At 61.9% G+C, this 19,529-nt stretch carries 17 protein-coding genes, 2 pseudogenes and 1 riboswitch; of the genes and pseudogenes, 10 read left to right on the plus strand and 9 right to left on the minus strand.

The genetic code is table 11. From position 1 onward, the window contains the following. Positions 1-118: 118 nt before the first annotated feature. From B0G76_RS14190 to B0G76_RS14200, 3 genes are all read right to left on the minus strand, one after another. Positions 119-766, minus strand: coding sequence for an NAD(P)-dependent oxidoreductase (locus tag B0G76_RS14190; RefSeq protein WP_120293057.1), 648 nt, complete (start codon positions 764-766; stop codon positions 119-121). Positions 767-966: 200 nt separating this feature from the next. Continuing rightward, positions 967-1,422 (minus strand): Rrf2 family transcriptional regulator, encoded by a 456-nt coding sequence (locus B0G76_RS14195; RefSeq protein WP_120293059.1) that lies wholly within the window; start codon positions 1,420-1,422, stop codon positions 967-969. 87 nt (positions 1,423-1,509) lie between these two features. Beyond that, positions 1,510-1,986 carry a hypothetical protein gene (locus B0G76_RS14200; protein WP_183082052.1) on the minus strand — a complete coding sequence of 159 codons (477 nt, stop codon included), beginning with the start codon at positions 1,984-1,986 and terminating at the stop codon, positions 1,510-1,512. A 223-nt stretch (positions 1,987-2,209) separates the two neighbouring features. Here B0G76_RS14200 and B0G76_RS14205 point away from each other — a divergent pair, with 223 nt between their 5' ends. Continuing rightward, complete coding sequence (locus B0G76_RS14205) at positions 2,210-2,791, plus strand: DJ-1/PfpI family protein (protein WP_120293061.1); 582 nt, start codon at positions 2,210-2,212, stop codon at positions 2,789-2,791. A gap of 130 nt (positions 2,792-2,921) precedes the next feature. Next, positions 2,922-3,242: pseudogene (locus B0G76_RS43775) on the plus strand (hypothetical protein); the annotation flags it as partial. 6 nt (positions 3,243-3,248) lie between these two features. On the opposite strand, the gene B0G76_RS14215 reads toward B0G76_RS43775, so the two are convergent. Beyond that, a complete protein-coding gene (locus B0G76_RS14215; RefSeq protein ID WP_120293063.1) occupies positions 3,249-5,003 on the minus strand; it encodes an ATP-binding protein in 1,755 nt (584 codons plus the stop codon). A gap of 408 nt (positions 5,004-5,411) precedes the next feature. Here B0G76_RS14215 and B0G76_RS14220 point away from each other — a divergent pair, with 408 nt between their 5' ends. After that, positions 5,412-6,614 (plus strand): ammonium transporter, encoded by a 1,203-nt coding sequence (locus tag B0G76_RS14220; protein WP_120293065.1) that lies wholly within the window; start codon positions 5,412-5,414, stop codon positions 6,612-6,614. Between the two features lie 202 nt (positions 6,615-6,816). Here the strand turns inward: B0G76_RS14220 and B0G76_RS14225 are convergent, their stop codons facing one another. Beyond that, complete coding sequence (locus B0G76_RS14225) at positions 6,817-8,013, minus strand: IS4 family transposase (protein WP_120293067.1); 1,197 nt, start codon at positions 8,011-8,013, stop codon at positions 6,817-6,819. Positions 8,014-8,109: 96 nt separating this feature from the next. Next, a complete protein-coding gene (locus B0G76_RS14230; protein ID WP_259460578.1) occupies positions 8,110-8,457 on the minus strand; it encodes a DUF190 domain-containing protein in 348 nt (115 codons plus the stop codon). 134 nt (positions 8,458-8,591) lie between these two features. Continuing rightward, a riboswitch (Fluoride riboswitch) is annotated at positions 8,592-8,681 on the plus strand. 80 nt (positions 8,682-8,761) lie between these two features. On the opposite strand from B0G76_RS14230, the gene crcB reads away from it, so the two are divergent. After that, the gene (gene crcB / locus B0G76_RS14235) at positions 8,762-9,142 is read left to right on the plus strand and encodes a fluoride efflux transporter CrcB (protein ID WP_120293069.1); all 381 of its coding nucleotides are present in this window, start codon (positions 8,762-8,764) and stop codon (positions 9,140-9,142) included. Positions 9,143-9,233: 91 nt separating this feature from the next. Here crcB and B0G76_RS14240 read toward each other — a convergent pair whose 3' ends face one another. Further along, positions 9,234-9,653, minus strand: coding sequence for a DUF1801 domain-containing protein (locus tag B0G76_RS14240; protein WP_120293071.1), 420 nt, complete (start codon positions 9,651-9,653; stop codon positions 9,234-9,236). A 132-nt stretch (positions 9,654-9,785) separates the two neighbouring features. On the opposite strand from B0G76_RS14240, the gene B0G76_RS14245 reads away from it, so the two are divergent. From B0G76_RS14245 to B0G76_RS14265, 5 genes are all read left to right on the plus strand, one after another. Further along, entirely contained in the window at positions 9,786-10,934 is a 1,149-nt protein-coding gene (locus B0G76_RS14245; RefSeq protein ID WP_120293073.1) for an acyltransferase, read from the plus strand. A gap of 172 nt (positions 10,935-11,106) precedes the next feature. Beyond that, positions 11,107-11,715 carry a cysteine hydrolase family protein gene (locus B0G76_RS14250; protein WP_120293075.1) on the plus strand — a complete coding sequence of 203 codons (609 nt, stop codon included), beginning with the start codon at positions 11,107-11,109 and terminating at the stop codon, positions 11,713-11,715. A gap of 104 nt (positions 11,716-11,819) precedes the next feature. Beyond that, a complete protein-coding gene (locus B0G76_RS14255; protein WP_120293077.1) occupies positions 11,820-12,713 on the plus strand; it encodes a LysR family transcriptional regulator in 894 nt (297 codons plus the stop codon). A 192-nt stretch (positions 12,714-12,905) separates the two neighbouring features. Then, positions 12,906-14,273 carry a sensor domain-containing diguanylate cyclase gene (locus tag B0G76_RS14260; RefSeq protein WP_120293079.1) on the plus strand — a complete coding sequence of 456 codons (1,368 nt, stop codon included), beginning with the start codon at positions 12,906-12,908 and terminating at the stop codon, positions 14,271-14,273. A gap of 110 nt (positions 14,274-14,383) precedes the next feature. Beyond that, positions 14,384-15,550: a patatin-like phospholipase family protein gene (locus B0G76_RS14265; RefSeq protein WP_120293081.1), complete on the plus strand. Its 1,167-nt coding sequence runs from the start codon at positions 14,384-14,386 to the stop codon at positions 15,548-15,550. Positions 15,551-15,647: 97 nt separating this feature from the next. Here B0G76_RS14265 and B0G76_RS14270 read toward each other — a convergent pair whose 3' ends face one another. Together B0G76_RS14270 and B0G76_RS14275 are read right to left on the minus strand one after the other, a co-directional pair. Continuing rightward, entirely contained in the window at positions 15,648-16,385 is a 738-nt protein-coding gene (locus B0G76_RS14270) for a BON domain-containing protein (protein WP_120293083.1), read from the minus strand. An 81-nt stretch (positions 16,386-16,466) separates the two neighbouring features. After that, on the minus strand, positions 16,467-16,952 hold the full coding sequence (locus B0G76_RS14275; protein ID WP_120293085.1) for an aminoacyl-tRNA deacylase: 486 nt from the start codon (positions 16,950-16,952) through the stop codon (positions 16,467-16,469). A 252-nt stretch (positions 16,953-17,204) separates the two neighbouring features. On the opposite strand from B0G76_RS14275, the pseudogene fusA reads away from it, so the two are divergent. Then, positions 17,205-19,257: pseudogene (fusA, locus tag B0G76_RS14280) on the plus strand (elongation factor G). Positions 19,258-19,529: the final 272 nt, after the last annotated feature.

Consider the following 19,529-nt stretch of genomic DNA (forward strand, 5'->3'; position numbering starts at 1 on the left):
GAATGTTAGGACGCTGGCGCAAAGTCGAAGATTAGCGGGCCGCCCTCATCCTCCGGGCAGCCGCTGAAATGCGCGCAACGGGCCAGCGCGGCACCAGGCACGCGAGGCCCGCTCAAGCTCAATAAGCCACCGTCGCGATCTGACGGAGCAAACGGCCCTGCTCCAATTCGTCGACGAAGGCGATCGCATAGTCTTCCGCCGAAATACGGCTATTGCCCTCGGCGTCGACGAGAAGCGTGTTCGCGCCCGTACGGAACTTGCCGGTGCGCTCGCCTGGGGCAATCAGCGCGGCCGGCGCGAAGAAAGTCCAGTCGAGATCGGTGATGCCGCGGTAATAGTTCAATGCATCGCGGTGGGCCAGTGCAACCGCTTTGTAGGCCTGCGGGAAGCCGTCCGTGTCGACCAGCTGCTTGCCCGGCGCCACTTCGAGCGAACCCGCGCCGCCCACCACCACGAGGCGTTTCAAGCCCGCCGCGCGCACGCCGTCGACGAGTGCATGGGTTGCCTTGGACACCGCCGCGGGATCGTCTTGCGGCGGCGCATAGGCACTCGCCACCACATCGTGGCCGCGCACCGCGGCGCCGACGCTCGCGGCATCGAGCAGATCGGCCTGCGCGGCTTTCAGATTCGCCACGTCTGCCGGCACGCGCGCCGGATTGCGCGCCAGCGCCGTCACCTGATGCCCGCGGCGGGCCGCTTCCGCAGCGATCCGCGAACCAATCATGCCGGTGGCGCCGAACAACGCGATTTTCAACTGTTTGCTCATTTCGATACTCCTGCTATAAGGTTATATGTAACCGTATTGATTACATATAACGCGGAAAAAAGAGGGGCATCAGCCCCCGTCCGTTTTTCAGGCGCGCGTCCCAACTAAACGACTACGCCACGCGCGCCCTTCTGTACTGCTTCATTGCTTCATTGCTTCATTGCTTCATTGCTTCATTGCTTCATTGCTTCATTGCTGCGTCACCCCTGCGGGCGCCGCTTGCGTTCATGCGCCCGCTCGGCGCGCTCCAGATCGGCCGTGGCATCGGCGAGCGTGCGTGCACCGAGCGACGCCTCCATGGCCTGCTGCGCTTCGTCGATAATGCCGCGCAACACGCTCTGGATATTTCGCCCCACCATGCACGCTGGATTCGGCTCCTCGCGATGCATGGCGAACAATTGCGCGTCGTCCACCGCACGATACACCTCGAGCAAGGTGATGTCCCCGGGCGCACGGGCGAGCAGCGCGCCGCCGCCCGCGCCGAGTTGCGAGGTCGTGAGACCCGCCTCGGCCAGCATGGTCAACAAACGCCGGATCAGCGCAGGATTCGTATTCACGCTGCCCGCGATCATCTCCGACGAGAGCGGCACGCCCTCCTGCAAAGACAGCAGCGCGAGCACATGCACCGCAAACGCAAACCGGCTACTCGTATTCACAGCAAACCTGCCTTGCGGCAACAATGTGTAACCATAGTAATTACATTTAATCCCGCTGTCAAACGGACGGCCGCATGGGCCGCCATCTCACTTGTCCATCTGCTTTTGCGCATCGCTGGAATCGCTCGAGGCCGACGAGGAAGCCGAACCACCAGCCGACGACGCCGAATTTTGCGCCGACCATTCCTGCAGCTTGCGCCCCGCCGTCTCGAGACTCTGGCCGGTCAACGCCGCAGCCTTGCCAAGTTGGGCATTTGTCGCGCTCGCCGCGCCTTGCAGATTGGCTTGCGCGGTCGATGCCAGCGCGGCTGGATCGATCTTGATTGACGGCGCGGAGGCCGAGTCGAGGTTCTGCTGCGCGGCGGCTTTGGTCGCATCGACCTGCTGGCCAACGTAGCTGGCTGCCTGATCGAGCTTCTGACCGGCGGCTTGCGCCGCATCGTCAAGCTTGCCGGCGACCTGACCTGCCGACGCATCATTCTTCTGACAAGCCGCGAGGCCGCCGAACACGAAGGCGACCACGGCAACGCGGCGCAACAACGGTGAACGAATAGATAAAGTCATGGCTGAGTGTGAGCCGCATCGAGCGGCTTTCCGGATGCGAAAACGCGCCAATGATACGCCGTTGCGCCGCACAGTCTCCCCGGCGAGCATCTGGAAGCCCGCACGCTCGACGCTGTGGCGCGTGCTGAGACTGGCGTCGCGCCTCCGTCGCGGTTCTGTCAAACGCGGTGGAGTAGACTGACTGCCCGCTCGATGTGTTCCATTGATCAACTGGAGGCATGTGATGGCAGCAAAGAAGATCCTGTTCCTGACCGGCGACTTCGCCGAGGATTACGAAACGATGGTGCCGTTTCAGGCACTGCAGTCGGTCGGCCACGTGGTCGACGCGGTCTGTCCGAACAAGAAAGCGGGCGATAAGATCAAGACCGCGATTCATGATTTCGAAGGCGACCAGACCTACACCGAAAAGCCTGGCCATCAATTCACGCTCAATGCAACGTTCGACGACGTCGATCCGCGTCAATACGACGCGCTGGCCATCGCAGGCGGCCGCGCGCCCGAGTACCTGCGGCTCAATCACAAGGTCATTGAACTCGTCCGGCAGTTTGCCGGAACGGGCAAGCCAATCGCCGCGATCTGCCACGCGGCGCAACTGCTGGCCGCCGCCGACGTGATTCGCGGCAAACGCATTTCCGCCTACCCGGCTTGCGCGCCCGAAGTCAAACTGGCCGGCGGCGAGTACGCCGATATTCCGGTCGATGCGGCGATCACCGACGCCAATTTTGTCACCGCTCCCGCATGGCCCGCTCATCCTGAGTGGCTGCGTCAATTCCTCGTGCTGCTCGGCACCCGGATCGAACTCTGATCCCGAGGCGAGCGCGTGGCCCTTGCGGCAACGCGCGCTCGCTCAAACGCACCCGCATTTTGAGACTAGTCTGATAGTTCGCAGCGCAAGGCTTTCCTATAGTCGCCGGTTGACTTGGGAGCCTCTTTCGATGGAACTGACTGACTGGATCGTCATCCTCGCCGTCACGCTGATGGCAATTACTTTTTTCTGCGCGCGCACACCGGCCAACTGGTCGCGAGAAAACCGCGCGCGGCGTCTGGCAGGCACGCGCATGCTGGTGCAAGCCGCGTGTTCGTTGTGGGCGGCGCTGTTGATCGTCGCGCACGGCCTGTTCGCGCTGAACGGCCTGCCGAGCTTGCACCCGGCGCCGCTCGAGGCGCTGACCGGCGTCACTATCCTGATCGTCTGCGGCTGCTACTGGTCGATTCGCGGCAGCAAACTGCTCAAACCGCGCCGGCTCTTTACCGCGTACTGGCTACTGCGTACTGATGCCGGGCACGGCCTTGGCGGCATGCGCCGCCTCCCCGCCGCCGAGTTCAGGGCCATCACACTCGGCGAGGCCCGCCCGCACTTCACGCGCGCCGCGACCCGCGCGAACGCCGTCCGCCACCTTGACGCGCGTGTCGACAGCCGGTTGCGCCGTCCGCGCCTCGGCTTCGGGCAGCGACAGATAAAACGTCGTGCCCTTCCCCTCTTTCGACTCCGCCCACACGCGCCCGCCGTGCCGCTCCACCACCCGCCGCACGAGCGCAAGGCCGATACCCTCGCCCGCCGCCACATTGCCGTGCAGCCGCTGAAAGGCATTGAAAAGCCGCGGCAGCGCGACCGCCGGAATGCCCAGCCCATTGTCCCGCACGTAGAAAATCCGTAGCGAATGCACGCCCGGCGGCGCCGGCGTCGTGCCGATTTCGATCTGGCCTTCGCGCGCCGGGTCCAGATAATTGACCGCGTTGCCGATCAGGTTCGCGAACACCTGTTCAAGCGCGGTCGGGTCGCCCCACACCGCAGGCAACTCGTCGACGATCACATGTGCCCGGCGCGCCCGGATCGACCCTTGCATGGCATCGACCACGCGCGGCACGATATCGCGCACCTCGACCTTTTGCTGCCGGTACTCGACGCGGCCGACACGCGACAGCCGCAACAGCGCGTCGATGATATGAGAGGCCCGCAGCACGGCCGTCTGCAGGAAGTGCAAGGCCTCGCCGATATCCTCGTCCACCACCCGTTCGATACGCTGCCGCGGTTCCGCCGCGAGCGACGACTGGCGCAGCACCGCGCGCAGTTCGTCGCAGGCACGGGTCAGCTCTTTCGAGAAGCCTTGCAGATTCACCAGCGGCGCACGCAGGTCGTGCGATACGCTGTAGATGAACATTTCGTTTTCCTGAGTCTGTTGCCGCAAGGTCTCGTTGATGCGTGCGAGTTCACCGGTGCGCCGCGCGAGATCGGACTGGAAACGCGCCTGAATGCGCTCGGCTTCGAGCAGGCGCCGGCTGGTTTCATGCAAGGTCAGATCGAGCCGGGCGATTTCGTCGCGGCCCGGCGTGATCGGCGCGAGCGGCTCGTTGCCCGCGAGGCGCCCGGCGTTGTCGGACAGCAGCGCGAGCCGCCCGCGTACACCACGCGTGAACAACCAGACAGCCAGCGCGACGAACAGCAAGGAGCTCAACACGGCCGCGACGACCAGCGTCTGTTGCCGTTCACGCGCGGCGTCGGCGGCATTCGAGCGCAACGTGTCGAGGCGCCGCTCCTCGGTCTGGAAGGCCACTACCTGCTGACGGAAGCTATCGAGCACGTCGGTCGACGTCAGGTCGCGGAAGCGATCGAGCAGATCGCGCCGCCGCCCCGAGTGCAGCATGTCCTGAACGCGGTCCGACCATTGGCGATACCCCTGCACCGCCTGGCGCACCTGCACGACACGCTCGACTTGCGCCGGGTTATCGGCAACCAGTTCGGCCAATTGATCGATGCGGCGATCGACGTCCATCCACAAAGCGACCGGCGTCGTGAAGTGCGTATCGTTGGCGAGCACCGCGCCGCGCAGCGCCACAGACTCACCCAGCACCGGATCGAGAATCGCGGTGGTCTGGCGCAGCACGTCTTCGCTATGGATGGCCCACTGCTCGGCTTGCGCCGCGTCGGACTGCGCCTTGACCAGCCCGGACAACAACGCCAGTTCGAAGAGGGCCGGAATTGCGATCAGCAACAGGCCTTTGGTGGTCAGTCTCATGCGTACGCATTGGAGGTCGATGGCCGGCAGATCGTGCACGGGGACGGCACATTATGTCGGCGTTTGCACAGGAAGACAAAGACGATGCGCGACGAACCGCATGCCTGCGGTCGGCGGCCACCCCGTGCGCAATGATTACGCATAAATGTCAGGCTTTTGAATTAAACGTAATGCAAATCGAATATTTCGCCCATATTTGGATCGTAACGACCGATATAAAACAGAAATGCACTTTATGTGTGCATTTCTGTCATTCGAAGTGCAAGAGGTCGCGCGACCTCTAATCGGTAACGTGTGATATGAAACCCATCCCGGTGCGGTTTTGCACCTGATCGACGCGTTCAGGCACAAGTTTGGCCCGCTTCTTGCATTCAATGCCCGCTTTTTTGGCACAAGCGGGAACCCTCGATGGAAAGTCTGAAAACCGGCACCGACACCCTCTTCCTATTGCTGGGTGCCGCGATGGTGCTGGCCATGCACGCGGGATTCGCGTTTCTCGAACTAGGCACGGTACGCAAAAAGAATCAGGTCAATGCGCTGGTCAAGATTCTGGTGGACTTCTCAGTCTCGACGATCGCGTATTTTTTCATCGGCTACACGATCGCCTATGGCGTGCAGTTCTTCGGCAGCGCCGAGTCGCTGGCCGCGCACAACGGCTACGCGCTGGTGCGCTTCTTCTTCCTGCTGACCTTTGCGGCGGCGATTCCCGCGATCGTGTCGGGCGGTATCGCCGAGCGCTCGAAATTCAATCCGCAGTTGTTCGCCACCTTCGTGCTGGTCGGCTTCGTCTACCCGTTCTTCGAAGGGATCGTGTGGAACGGCCGCTTCGGTATCCAGAACTGGCTGACCCAGGTATTCGGCGTGCCGTTTCACGACTTCGCAGGCTCAGTGGTGGTGCATGCGTTCGGCGGCTGGGTCGCGTTGCCGGCGGTGCTGCTGCTTGGTGCCCGCCATGGCCGCTATCACCGCGACGGCGGCATTGCCGCGCATCCGCCGTCGAATATTCCGTTCCTCGCGCTGGGCGCGTGGGTGCTGGCGGTCGGCTGGTTCGGCTTTAACGTGATGAGCGCGCAGACCATCGACAAAATCAGCGGCCTCGTGGCCGTCAATTCGCTGATGGCGATGGTCGGTGGCACGCTGACTGCGTGGCTTGCGGGCCGCAACGACCCGGGCTTTACATACAACGGCCCGCTCGCCGGGCTGGTCGCGGTATGCGCCGGTTCCGACGTGATGCATCCACTCGGCGCGCTCGTGACGGGCGGCATCGCGGGCGTGCTGTTCGTTTACATGTTCACCTGCGTGCAGAACCGCTGGCGCATCGACGACGTGCTCGGCGTGTGGCCGTTGCACGGTCTGTGCGGCGCGTGGGGTGGCGTCGCGGCCGGCATCTTCGGCTTGCATGCGCTCGGTGGCCTGGGCGGCGTTTCGTTCGGCGCGCAACTGGTCGGCACGCTGGGCGGCATCGTGGTGGCCTCGCTCGGCGGCACGCTCGTGTACGGGGCCATTCGGATGACGGTGGGCTTACGGCTCGACCAGGAAGACGAATACAACGGCGCGGACCTCTCGATCCACAAGATTTCGGCGACGCCGGAGCGCGAAAGCGTCGGCTAAAGGGTTAGGGGTTAGCCGCAATACTGTTCACTTGATGACCGCTTTCGGTGAAATTCGCTGATTCAGCGGCTCCGATCGTCGGCGTATCCGGAAGTTCGACATCTTTCGCTTCACGCCGCGGGGATTACGCTTGCCGCGGCTTTGCACGGCACGCCCACTGGCGATTTCCCGCAGTAAGCTGAGCCTCCAACTTTGCCACTGCTCAGGGGGGAACGGCCGCCGCCTCGGGCAGGCGTCGGTTCAACACGCGTACGGCATGAACGAACGATAAGTCTTCCGGGTGCTGCCCGCTGTCCTGGGCAGCCTCATACATCAGTCGACGGATCGCCGCGTGGGTAAGCATTAACGCATAGAACTCCTGACGGACCAGATCAGGCGTCTTGCTACGCAGCACCTTCTTGCCGTCGCACAGATGTGTCTTGATCTCGTCAAACATCTCTTCTATTTTCCAGCGCCGGTGGTACAGCGCCGCGAGTTCTATGGCAGGCGCCACCGCTGCGTCCAGCAGATTGGTGATCAGGCGATACTGCGGCTCGGCATCAGGCACACCTTCCAGGCAATACTCGATGACCCGCACCTGCATGCCGTTGCACTGGTGTCGCCTGTCGGTGTCACTGGCATAGACAGTGCTCAGGTACGAACCATCTGCCAGCGGCACTTCGCACGGCAGCCGCAAATTCGACTTCACGCGCCACAGCAGCTTCGCTCCGGTGGCCACCGCGTCGCGCCACATGTCATAGCCATAGAACAGGCGATCGGCCAGCACCAGCATGTCGTCCGAGAATGCCGGAAACAGCTGGCGTGTGAGCGCCTGTTCGCTGTGCTCGCATACCCCGCCCATCTGGACCTCACACAGCGCGTGCGTCGCACATTCGGCCAGCGCTACGAAGCGAATCTGCGGATACGCGGCCTCACCGCGCCCTCCCTGCGCATATCCGAACGCTTGCGCATTGGCCTTCTCATCGGGCACATCCAGCGTGGAGCCGTCCACGCTCATGACCCGATAGCCCGCATAGTCGCCGCCTGCGGTTCGTGGGTGTTGCGCCGCCTGCCGGGCGAACAGCTCGCGCATCACCTGCCATCCCAGGCGTGCGCGACCCTGCGAGATCGCCGCCTTGCTGACCTGCGCGTCGCGTACCTGGTCGCCGTAGATGCGCCGCAGTCCCTCGATCACCAGACGAAACACTTCCTCATAGGCCACGCGCGGATACAGGCACATCGCCATCACGAAATACACCAGCACTTCACGCGGCATGTCGCGGCGCACGCGCGTCTGCACGCCGCACTTCGTGAGCGCCTCCTTGACCTGTCCCAGGGAGCAGTTCAGCGCCAGATACCCCACCGCCAGATAGTCCGCGAGCCGCGCCCCGCCTGGCAGCGTTGCTTCCGTTCTTGCCATCCTTCAAGCTCTTCTTGTTGGTTCAGAGGCTTGAAAGTTAACACAAATTTGAGCTTGTTAACAGTATTGGGGTTAGCCGCAAACCGGCGAACAGGGTTAGCGACCTGCCGGATGTTTCGCGTCCGCATGCGCGCCGAGCAGGCCGAATTCGATCGGGCAACGCGTGTAGAACACGGGGATGTTGCCCGCACGCACCGCCTCGAGCAACGCTTCCGCCTCCCCTTCGGTGACCGCGAAAATCACCTGCTGCGGTTGATCCGCCAGTTCGAAGAAGCGCGCTGCGTGCCGCGCGCCCGCGTGGCCGATACCTTCGGCCGCCGCCACGACGGTCGCGCCATGAACGCCGACGATCTTCGCGATCGACAGCAGGCATTCCACGACCGTTTGATGGCCGTGGCGCCGGTTCTTCTCGGTATAGAACGTGAGCTGGTAGCCCTTCATCATGGCGGCCTCCCGCGCGGTTGCAGTGAACCCGCGGCAAGCGCTCGCAGGTCCTTCATTCATTCTAGATCACGCCCCAAACCATGCGCGCGCCGCGACCGCGCTCACCTGTCCCCAATGCCCCGCCGGTGCTAGACTTGCGCGCTGGAGATGGCATTCTCCCTGTTCTTCAAATTCTCCATATTGTCCACTAGCCGCCCTTGACGGCTGATAACGCCTGCTTCGCCCGGACAACTGCGGACGCGGGATCGCGCCGCCAGCTTCAGTCCGGTTTGTCGACCTTTCGGCTTCGCCAGAGTACTTTTGCATGTATCTGTCCATTCTCGCGGTCGGCATTGGCGGCGCGCTCGGTTCGCTGTTCCGCTGGTTTCTCGGTATCCGTCTGAACGGCCTGTTCACGGGCTTGCCGCTCGGCACCTTCGCCGCTAACGTGATCGCCGGCTACGTTATCGGCGTCGCGGTCGCGGGGTTCGCACGGGCGCCGCAGATCGCGCCCGAATGGCGGCTCTTCGTGATCACGGGCTTGATGGGCGGCCTGTCGACGTTCTCGACCTTCTCCGCGGAAGTCGTGCAGCGCTTGCAGGACGGCCGGCTCGGCTGGGCGGCCGGCGAGATCGTCATTCACGTGGCGGCTTCGCTCGTGATGACGATCCTGGGCATCGCCACCGTTTCGTTGCTGTCGCGCTGAAAAGCGTCTGGCCTGAAGATTCGCGTGCGCGGCACGGCGGCTGACTCGAATCAGCGAAACACACACGAGCAAAAGCAATAGCCCTATCGCTTCACGTCTCTTTACTTTTGTGTACTTTCGCTCGAGTACTCGCCGGTGCGTTCTTCTTCAATTTGCTCAGATTGTGATCAATAGCGGCTCGGACGAGACTCTTTAGCGCACGCGCATTGACCTTATCGCCCTCGAAAAAATCGATCGCCCGTCTCGCATTGCCTTCGAGGCCCGCGTTGAAAAGCTTGTCGGGATCCGGCAGGCTCGCTCCGTGAGCAAAGGTAAGCTTCACCTTCCCTTTGTGGGCGTTGGCGACCGCGATCATGCCGTCGCGGGACCACACCGGGCTTCCCATCCACTTCCATTCCTCGATGATCTCCGGGTCGGCCCCGAGGATGGTCTTGCGGACGCCGGCGAACGTCTTGCCACGCCAGTCCGTGATTCCCGCGATCAGTTGGTCAATCTTTTCCGATGGATTCATTGGATCGTTACGCTTCCTGTTGGTGGCCTGGATAGGCATTAGTTTCTCCATTTTTTTCGATTTTTGTTGTGATTTTTGTTGCTGGGCACGGAGGTAAGATCGCCGCAGCCTGAATAGAAGAAGGGGCAAAAAATGGCAATCAGCTTGAATCTGTCCGCGTCCGCAAATCCGAACAAGTCGTTAAAGATAGACGCCATTCGATTTCTTGCGGCCTTCTGGGTCCTGATGTACCACTTTCGGCCGCCCGCATTTAAAGAACTTCTGCCGCATCGGCTGGCATTCCTCGGCGGCGCATTGTGGTCAGGGTCGACCGCGCTGTTCGCGGGCCCCGCGGCTGTCATCGTATTCTTTGTCATTTCGGGTTATTGCATCCATAACGCATATCAAAAGGATGTGACGCTCAAACCGATCAACTATTACGCGTCCAGATTTATTCGCATTGGATTGCCGCTGGTCATTCTGCTGTGCGTCGTCCAACCTTTGCCGACGGGGCAAAATTATCTCGAGTCCGTGCTTTGGTCGCTCTACTGCGAGATGGTGTACTACGCCGTCTATCCGATCTTGCGCGCCCGTTTTCGCTACATCGGCGAAATGATAGTGGGCTGCGCGGTTGCGGCAGGCGTGATGGTGGCCGTGGTTCGTCTGGTAGGGCATCCGGTTTGCCACGGCTGCGTCATTGAGACGTATGGTGTTCCAGGTACGGCTTTGCTGTATGCGGCTGGGTGGATTTTTGGCTGTCTGATCGCGGAGAGCCAGCGCAACGCGGAGCAGTTCCAGGTCCGCGGCGCGTATTCGCCGCTCACGCTGATGATCAAGCGTGGCCTGGATCGGAGTACTCGCTACCTGGCAAACCATCTGATGGCGCTGAGAGTGGCGGTTGTCGCGGCCGGCGCGGCGATTATGATTTTGTTGTCCGAATCGAATCTCAAACCGGCAATCGTCCCGTTGATTACACCCGATATCACGCTTCCGCTATTTCAGTTCCTCGCGGCAGTCTGGATCGCGGCGGAGACGGCCACGCCTTCCAAAGGCGGCGCGTGGTCCAGACTGGCTGCTTTCGGCGCGTGGTCCTATAGCCTCTATCTTTGCCACAAGATGGCGCTTGCACTGCTGGAAATGACCCGGTTCGACGAAACATCCCCATTCGCATGGTTCGTCCAGGTGGCGTTGGCGTTCGCCATCAGCTATGCGTTTTACCGGATGGTCGAAAAGCCTTCCCATCTGATTTCCCAGCGACTCCGGAAATACACGCCGGGTGCGCCGGCGGCGCCGGCTGCATGACGGCTCGGGCGATGCAGTTTGTCGAGCTGGCGCTGGGTCTTCGGTAGGCTGCGGCAATCGCCGCCGGCACTGTGCAACTCATGCACAAATCTTGTGACGCACACGGCGTTGTTGCAGCACTCTGCAGCCCCTAGACTTCGTTCCTTCTCAGTCAGTCGAAAGGAACCTCATCATGTCGAAGCGCACACTGCGTAGCATCCTCGGTGCCGGTACGCCACCTTCTTTGCCGGCCCGCACCACCGCATTGCTGGTGATTGATTTCCAGAACGAATATTTCACCGGCGCGTTGCCGATTCCCAATGGCACGAGTGCGTTGCAAAACGCGCTCGCCCTCGTCGATTGCGCCGATCGTCATGGCTGGCAAGTCGTGCACGTGCAGCACATTGCGCCGGAAGAGTCGCCCTTGTTCGCCGCTAGCGGCCAGAATGCCGAAATCTGCTCCGATATCCAGCCGAAAGCCGGCCATCTGCTGGTCAGGAAAACTTCCGTGAGCGTCTTTGCCAGCACCGATCTGGCGCAGACGCTGAAAGCCGATGGTGTCACTCACCTCGTGATATGCGGTCTGATGACACACGCCTGTGTTGCCGGCGCTGCGCGTGACGCTGTGCCCGCGGGCTTTGAAGTTGTCGTGGTAGCCGACGCGTGCGCGACCCGGGACATCGAGTTCAACGACACGTATAACGTCTCGCACGACACGTTGCATCTGAGTGCGTTAGCCGAAATAGCGGATACCTTTGGCTCCGTGTTGAATACGCGGGATGTGCTGTCGCTGACTTCGTAATGCGCCTTGCGAAGCCGGCCGTGCCCGCCATGTCCGGCGCGATGCCCTGCGGTTCGAATACCGCGTCGTGGTAGCATCCGACGCTTCGACAACGCGCTCGATTCATGGATCAACTGCTCGCCATGCGGGTCTTCCGCAGCATCGTGGATGCCAAGGGGTTTTCTGCCGCGGCCGAACGGCTCGGCACTTCGCATTCAACCGTATCGCGCCAGCTGAAGCAGCTTGAAGCCGCGCTCGGTGTCCAGTTGATCAACCGTAACACGCGGCGATTTGCGCTCACTGCCGCAGGCGAACGCTACTTCGCGTCCAGCGTCGACATTCTCGAACGCGTGGACGCGGCAGCTCAGGCGATGGCCGGTGAGCATCAACGGGTGGCCGGCCGATTGCGCGTCAGCGTGCCCCTTGCCATTGGCACGCTTGAACTCCAGGACTGGCTGCCGGCCTTTCAGCGACGCTACCCCGACCTCCAGCTCGACCTGTCTTGTGGCGATCAATTTGTCGATCTCGTTGCAGAGGGCTTCGACGTTGCCCTGCGTATCAGCGAGCCATTGTCCGACACCAGCCTGGTTACGCGGACGCTAGCGGTATCCGACATCGTCCTCGTCGCGTCACCCGCGTATCTGGCACAACACGGGCTTCCGCGGTCACCCCTACAACTCGTCAAACACGCTTTGCTGACCTTCTCGGGTGCCAATGCGGCGGACCATTGGGTGCTGACGCCCGCGCGAGGCGCACCAGCCCACGTTGAACTGAACGGCAGTTTGGCATCGGACACGATCACCGCGCTCTACTCCGCCGCGCTGGCAGGCGCGGGCATCGCTGCATTCACGCGGCACACCGTTCAGACCGATCTGGATCGCGGCCAACTGGTCCAACTCCTTCCCGGCTACTCCCTCGGCGTGCGCCACTACTACGCTCTTTACCCGCAAACGCGGTATGTCGCGCCCAAGGTGCGAGCCTTCGTCGACCATATGGCCGAGCACTATCGCGAACGGTGACTAGCTGATCATCGGAGCCAAACTGTAGGACAATATGTTCAGACCGGCGGCGTTGCGCCATCGCGCTTTGCCGGGAAAGCATCAATGCGGTCCGTAGCGAATTCCGCGATGTGAAGCCGATACGGCATACACATCGAACAGTGGGCAACGCGGATGCACTGAGACGATCGAACATCAACCGAACGGGTCAGAATGAACAGCTTGCTTATAGGGCCGGCGACGCGCAAACAGGTCACCTTTGCAGGTGCATGTGCGTTATTCATTCTGCTCGCGTTGATCATCGCGGGTCCGCGCGCGCACCAGACGCTGCCTGCCGTCACGCCCTTCATGCCGATGTGCGCGCTCACGGTGTTCACCACGTCGGGCATCGCCGCGTTCCTGCTCGGCGCCCGCTTTACGGTGACGCCACAACCGATGCTCGGCGCGCTCGGCGGCGCGTACGCATTCACGGCAATTACCGTCGCGTTGCAACTGCTGATGTTCCCGGGTGTTTTCACGCGCACGGGCCTGTTCGGCGCCGGACCTCATAGTGCGGCGTGGATGTGGGTTTTCTGGCATGCGGGATTTCCACTGCTCGTCATTCTGGCAGCGCTCACACGCGACCGCTTCCCGAGCAAGCCGATCGATCTGCCCTCTATCGATCGCTGGACATGGGCCTTGATCGGTGTTCCCACTGCGCTTGCCGCGGCACTAGGCGTTCTCGCCATTCATGCGAATCTGTCGGCGCCCTTTCAGGTCACGTCCGAGACGAACGCGCTCTCAGGCGGCCTGACCGGACTTGTCATCTGCTCGCTTGACGTTCTCGCGATCGCCGTGGTCCTGTTCAAAGGGCGGCTACGGACTGTACTCGATCTATGGATTACCCTTGCCCTGCTGGCGTCCTTTGCGGATGCCAGCCTGAACCTGTTGAGCATGCAGCAGTTCACCCTGGGCTGGTATGTCGCGCGGGTCTTCAGCATGCTGGCTCCTGGCTTCCTGGTATGCGTCCTGGTCTGGGAAGTGACCGTGCTCTACCGTCAGTTGTCCGAGGCGCACGCTTCCCTGTTGCACACGTCCATACGCGATGCCCTGACGCGCATTTATAACCGTAGCTACTTCGACGATCAATTTCGCAGGGAATTCGACCGTGCGGCACGCAACGGTCAGCCGCTCTCGCTCGTCATGTTCGACGTCGACAATTTCAAGGATTACAACGACGCGTTCGGCCATCTTCGAGGCGATGCCTGCCTGAGCGCAATTGCCAAAGCGCTGGCAGGAACAGCGCGTCGGTCGAGCGATTTCGTCGCGCGTTACGGCGGCGAAGAGTTCGCCCTGGTGCTACCCGATACGGGATCGCAAGAGGCATTGGATATTGCCGAGCAGGCCCGGCTCGCCATCATGGATTTGGGCCTGACGGCGCCGATACCTGGCGGTCGGGTCACCGTCAGCGCCGGGTGCGCGACGAACGAACAGAACACGCCGGGCACGCCCAACGCACTGCTTCAGGCAGCAGACGCCGCGCTCTACGACGCGAAACGTGCGGGACGCAATCGGGTTCAGTCCGTCACGCCCCGGCGGTAGAACGCGATCCCTCGGTCCCCTTCCTTGCAGCAGCGTGCTGAAGCTGCCCGCAAGCACCCTCACCCGTGGCAAAATCACCGGCACCGCGGTATTCGACCGGGAGACCTGCAATGGGCAACAAGACGCACGGCGAACGCAAGACTCACGCGGCCGGCCAGCCGGAGGCCGCATCGGACATTCCTGGACAGGTTGTGCTCGTCTTTCAGGGAGGCGGTGCCCTCGGTGCATACCAGGCAGGCGTGTATCAGGCGATGCATGAGCGCAAGGTCGAACCCGACTGGGTGATCGGTACGTCGATAGGGGCGATAAACGGCGCGATCATCGCCGGCAATCTGCCCGAAAACCGCATGGCGCGATTAACGCAGTTCTGGAACGGCGTGGCGCGTCATGGCGTCGATGCGGCAAGCTGGTTGTTGCCAGGGCTCGCAAACTGGTCGCGCGACCTGGCGATCGTCACGCAAGGCGTGCCGTCGTTCTTCACGCCGCAACCGGGATCATGGGCGAATATTCAGGCGCGCGTCGGCGCGGAGCGAGCGGCGTTCTATTCGACGGCGCCACTGCGTGAAACCCTCTCTTCACTGATCGATTTCGAATACCTGAATCACAAGACAACGCGATTGACGGTCGGCACGGTCAATGTCTGCAGCGGACGTATGCGGTATTTCACCAATCGCGACGCGCCGATGGACGTCGAGCACGTCATGGCATCCGCCGCTTTTCCACCTGGCTTCCCTTCGGTGCGACTGGAAGGCGAATCGTACTGGGACGGCGGCATCTACTCGAACACGCCGCTAGAAGCCGTGCTCGATGATCGGCCGCGACGCAGTTCAGTGATTTTTTCGGTGCAGTTGTGGCCGTCAAGCGGCCCGGAACCCGAATCCATCTTGCAGGTCATGAGCCGGCAGCGCGATATTCAGTATTCGAGTCGCGCGGAAAGCCATCTCGATCGACAGAAGCAGATTCACCGGCTGCGTCACGTGATTCGCGAACTCAGTCAGCACATCCCCGAAGCGAAACTCGATACGCCGGAGGTTCAGGCCCTCATCGGCTGGGGCTGTGGCACGACGATGCAAGTCCTGGAACTCGACGCACCGGCATTCAATAACGACGACTTGAACAGGGATATCGACTTTTCGTCGAGCGGCATCGCGCGGCGCTGGGACGTAGGGTATGAAGACACGATCCGCTTACTGGACCGTGCCCCCTGGCGCGAAACATTGGACCCGATGGAAGGCATCTCAGTCTTTCGAATGGGCTCCGTGGAAGACCAAAGATGATTCATGACCCGGCTCGTGGATGCGATGGTCGTCATGTACAAAGGCGGGGTACGTTCAAGCGGCTAAAGAAGCACGACGAAACGAGTCCCCGGTCTGATCAGGCCCGCACCTGGATCTGATTGACGACACCCTCGATCGCATCCAGACACCAGGCGTCCTGTTCCGCCTGCCGCCTTTCGGCGTCGGTCGCAACCCACCCTGCCAGCGTGATCTTATGATTTTCCACATTGATGGTGATCTGCTCGGCGCGTACACGCGGGTCGGTTTCGAGCACGAGTTGCAAGACATCGGAAATCTCGTCGTCGCCGTCCGTTTCGGCGGGCGCCAACTCCAACAGGTTCACCACGTCGCGGCAGCCGCCGACCCACCAGGCCGTCACACTCGCAAGGCGCCTGTGAGACAGGCTGATCACCTGCCCCGTCAAGGTCACCACACCGTCCTCGACCGTCACTTCGACGACGCCAGTGCCTTCGTTGCCCGCCTCGTCCATGGTGCCGTGCAGCACTTCGAGTTGGCCCTTGACGCGTGCGCAGATCACGCAGTTGCGAAACTCCACCGCCTGCGCCAGCCGTTCGCAAAGACGCGCGCGCAACTCGCCGTCACCGACCGACGGGTTGGCGGTAACACGCAGATGGTCGACCAGATGCGTGCCCTCGCAATGCATCTGGGTCAACTGAAGAAGGCGTTTCTTGGATGCGACGTCCGGCACCTCGCCCGTCACGGTCAGGGCGCCGTCGTCGAAGCTCATATGAATGGGATGATTGCGGAGCTTCAGGTGTGATTGGTGTTCGAAGGCTGCGATGACCTGCTTCAAGACCGTATCGCTGCGTTGCATGATCTGCCTCGCGCAAAGTGGGATGACGCAGCGCCCTTCATGCGGCGCTGCACCGTGCCTTATCTTACGAGGGAACGCCGGTCACATTGGCATACCTTGCATGCGACGCGCGAAGCGTGTCCGCTCGGCGCGGTCCATCAGATCGAGGAATTGATCCGTGCCCATATGAATCAACTCTTCATGATCGCCGGCCTCGAAATAGACGTCCGGCTGCTGAGCCAGGCTCTCGTCGAGATAGGTTCGCATGCCATAGGCCGTGCATACCGGCGGAAGCGCGCCTGCATCGCAATCCTTGAACAGCTCTCGCAGATCCACCTCTTTGGCCAGCAGGAGGCGGCGTCCGGTCTTTGCCCAAAGCTCGGACAACCGCACGGCGTAGGTCGATGGCAGTACCGCCGCCACGTAGCCGTGTTCGTCTTCGAACAGCACGGTTTTGGCGAGACGATCACCGGGAATATGCGCTGCCGCCGCAGTTTCAATGCTGGAATGGCTATACGGATGATGCACGATTTCGTACTGGGTGCCTTTGCTGCGCAGGCAGTTCTGAAGCGTGGCCGACATTGCCATGACGCACCTCCTCTGGAAGGAAGGAAATGGAAAACGGTTGCTCAAGATTCCTTAAGGATAGGTCGCTTTAGCGCGCGTGTGAAAACATGCGGAACAGCAGCGCCGTGACTACGCGGGCGTGACAGCGAAGGGCACGATCACTTCGTATGGCCTGCTTAGGGCATATGGGTAGAACACAGGTAGAACGCGGGTAGCACGATGCTCCGTTTTCGCCAATAATGGCCCCACATCCACTACTGGACGAGGGCGGCCATGCGTTACACCCCCGACGCCATCCGCACCATCGCCCTGGTCGGGCATGCCGGATGCGGCAAGACATCGCTTGTCGAAGCCCTGCTGCATCAGGGCGGCGCGATACACGCGCCCGGCAGCGTGGAGCGCGGCACCACGGTCTGCGATTTCGACCCGCTCGAACGCAAATATCGCCACTCCCTGAGTTCCGCCATCGCCCACCTGCACTACCGGGATACCCGCATTTATCTGCTGGATACGCCCGGCTATCCAGATTTTTCCGGACTGTCGATCAGTGCCCTGCCTGCGGTAGAAACTGCTGCCATTGTCATCAATGCACAGACCGGCATCGAAATGACCACCCGGCGCATGATGGCGTGGGCGGAGGAACGCAAGCTCTGCAGAATGATCGTCGTGAATGGCATCGATGGCGAAAAGGTCGATCTTCCAGGGCTGCTGACGCAAATTCAGGAGACCTTCGGCAAGAGATGCCTGCCCATCAACCTGCCGGCGCAGCGCGGACACCAGGTGGTGGACTGCTTTTTTCAACCCGGCCGGCGACGCCGACTTCCTGTCAGTTGCGGCCATGCACAATGCGCTGGTCGATCAAGTGGTCGAGATCGACCCTGCCCTGATGGAGCTTTACCTGGAGCAAGGCGAGGACATCAGCCCGGAGCAGTTGCACGAACCCTTGGAGCGCGCGCTGCGCGAAGGTCATCTGGTGCCGGTGTGCTTCACGTCGGCGGCCAACGGCGCCGGCATCGTGGAATTGCTCGACGTGTTCGTCCGGCTCCTGCCCAACCCGATGGAAGGTAACCCGCCGCTCTTCTATCGCGAGACCGACAGTGGCCAGCAAGTCATGCGCGCCGAACCGGACGCGGACAAACACGTATTGGCCCATGCCTTCAAGGTCGTCATGGACCCTTACATCGGCAAGATGGCCGTGTTTCGCATTCATCAGGGCACGATAAAGCGCGACAGCCAGCTCTATATCGGTGACGGGCGCCAGCCGTTCAGGGTCGCCCATCTCATGATGCTGCAGGGCAAGGAGCACGTGGACGTGACGCAAGCCGGTCCAGGCGATATCTGTGCCACGGCCAAAGTCGACGAAATCGGCTTCGATGCCGTGCTGCACGACGCCCCCGAGGACGGCAATATCCACCTGACCCCGCTCGACTTCCCCACGCCCATCTATGGCCTCGCGATCGAACCGGCACGCCGCGGCAATGAGCAGCGCCTGTGGGAGATCCTGCAAAAGCTGAGCGCGGAAGACCCATGCCTGCGCATCGAACACCCGGTCGGCACCAACGAGACGGTGGTGCGAGGTCTGGGCGAGTTGCATCTGCGCCTGATGCTGGAGCGCCTCGCCGAGCAGTACAAGCTGGAAGTCGTGACCCGGCCGCCGAAGATCGCCTATCGGGAAACCATCAGCGCCAAGGCCGAGGGGCATCATCGCCACAAGAAGCAGACCGGCGGCGCCGGGCAGTTCGGCGAAGTGATGCTGCGCGTGGAGCCGCTGCCGCGCGGCACGGGCTTCGAGTTCGTCGACGCGGTCAAGGGCGGCGCCATCCCCGGCCAGTTCATGCCGGCCGTGGAGAAAGGCATTCTGCAGGTTATCGATAGCGGACCGCTTGCCGGCTTCCCGATGCAGGACGTGCGCGTTACCGTCTTCGACGGCAAGAGCCATCCGGTCGACTCCAAGGAAGTGGCATTCGTCTCCGCCGGGCGCAAGGCCTTCATCGATGCCGTGCTGAAGGCCCAGCCCATTCTGCTCGAGCCCATCATGGACATCGAGGTGATGACGCCGGAAGCCACGATGGGCGACATCATCGGCGACCTGTCCGCCAAGCGCGGCCAGGTGCATGGCACGCGCGCGGCCGCGGGCAATGCCATGGTCGTTGCGGGGCAGGTGCCGATGTCCGAACTCAACGACTATCAGTCGCGTCTGAACGCCATCGCCGGTGGGCACGGTCATTACAGCATCGAGCTCAGCCACTACGATCCGGTGTCCCCTGCCCAGCAGGAGCGGATCGCGTCGCAGCACAAAAAACAGGGCGACAGCGCGGCGCCATAAGCGGCATGTCGGATACGCACCGGAGTTCGCACGCACGAGCGCTACCGCACGAACACGGCTGTGCTCGTGCACTCAAACTTCTAAAAATCAGGGACGAAAAAAAAGGCGTCACGTTGCCGTGACGCCTTAAAAAGTTCTAGCCATTCCGAGGGCCGTGCTAGAACCTGAGAGACGGTATTCGAAAGTTGGACGGGCGCGAGGCTGGACGCCGGACTCGATATTCGAGGCAGGCATTGCGTGGACTGTTACGGGGGACTGTTCTAGACACTCGA

The organism is Paraburkholderia sp. BL23I1N1 (genome assembly GCF_003610295.1).
In the GTDB taxonomy this organism is placed as follows: domain Bacteria; phylum Pseudomonadota; class Gammaproteobacteria; order Burkholderiales; family Burkholderiaceae; genus Paraburkholderia.

Bases quoted from the DNA above. Each gene is read 5' to 3' on its own strand.
- B0G76_RS14190 (WP_120293057.1), bottom strand. From the start codon at position 766: ATGAGCAAACAGTTGAAAATCGCGTTGTTCGGCGCCACCGGCATGATT.
- B0G76_RS14200 (WP_183082052.1), bottom strand. From the start codon at position 1,986: ATGACTTTATCTATTCGTTCACCGTTGTTGCGCCGCGTTGCCGTGGTC.
- B0G76_RS14205 (WP_120293061.1), top strand. From the start codon at position 2,210: ATGGCAGCAAAGAAGATCCTGTTCCTGACCGGCGACTTCGCCGAGGAT.
- B0G76_RS14215 (WP_120293063.1), bottom strand. From the start codon at position 5,003: ATGAGACTGACCACCAAAGGCCTGTTGCTGATCGCAATTCCGGCCCTC.
- B0G76_RS14220 (WP_120293065.1), top strand. From the start codon at position 5,412: ATGGAAAGTCTGAAAACCGGCACCGACACCCTCTTCCTATTGCTGGGT.
- B0G76_RS14225 (WP_120293067.1), bottom strand. From the start codon at position 8,013: ATGGCAAGAACGGAAGCAACGCTGCCAGGCGGGGCGCGGCTCGCGGAC.
- B0G76_RS14230 (WP_259460578.1), bottom strand. From the start codon at position 8,457: ATGATGAAGGGCTACCAGCTCACGTTCTATACCGAGAAGAACCGGCGC.
- crcB (WP_120293069.1), top strand. From the start codon at position 8,762: ATGTATCTGTCCATTCTCGCGGTCGGCATTGGCGGCGCGCTCGGTTCG.
- B0G76_RS14240 (WP_120293071.1), bottom strand. From the start codon at position 9,653: ATGAATCCATCGGAAAAGATTGACCAACTGATCGCGGGAATCACGGAC.
- B0G76_RS14245 (WP_120293073.1), top strand. From the start codon at position 9,786: ATGGCAATCAGCTTGAATCTGTCCGCGTCCGCAAATCCGAACAAGTCG.
- B0G76_RS14250 (WP_120293075.1), top strand. From the start codon at position 11,107: ATGTCGAAGCGCACACTGCGTAGCATCCTCGGTGCCGGTACGCCACCT.
- B0G76_RS14255 (WP_120293077.1), top strand. From the start codon at position 11,820: ATGGATCAACTGCTCGCCATGCGGGTCTTCCGCAGCATCGTGGATGCC.
- B0G76_RS14260 (WP_120293079.1), top strand. From the start codon at position 12,906: ATGAACAGCTTGCTTATAGGGCCGGCGACGCGCAAACAGGTCACCTTT.
- B0G76_RS14265 (WP_120293081.1), top strand. From the start codon at position 14,384: ATGGGCAACAAGACGCACGGCGAACGCAAGACTCACGCGGCCGGCCAG.
- B0G76_RS14270 (WP_120293083.1), bottom strand. From the start codon at position 16,385: ATGCAACGCAGCGATACGGTCTTGAAGCAGGTCATCGCAGCCTTCGAA.
- B0G76_RS14275 (WP_120293085.1), bottom strand. From the start codon at position 16,952: ATGGCAATGTCGGCCACGCTTCAGAACTGCCTGCGCAGCAAAGGCACC.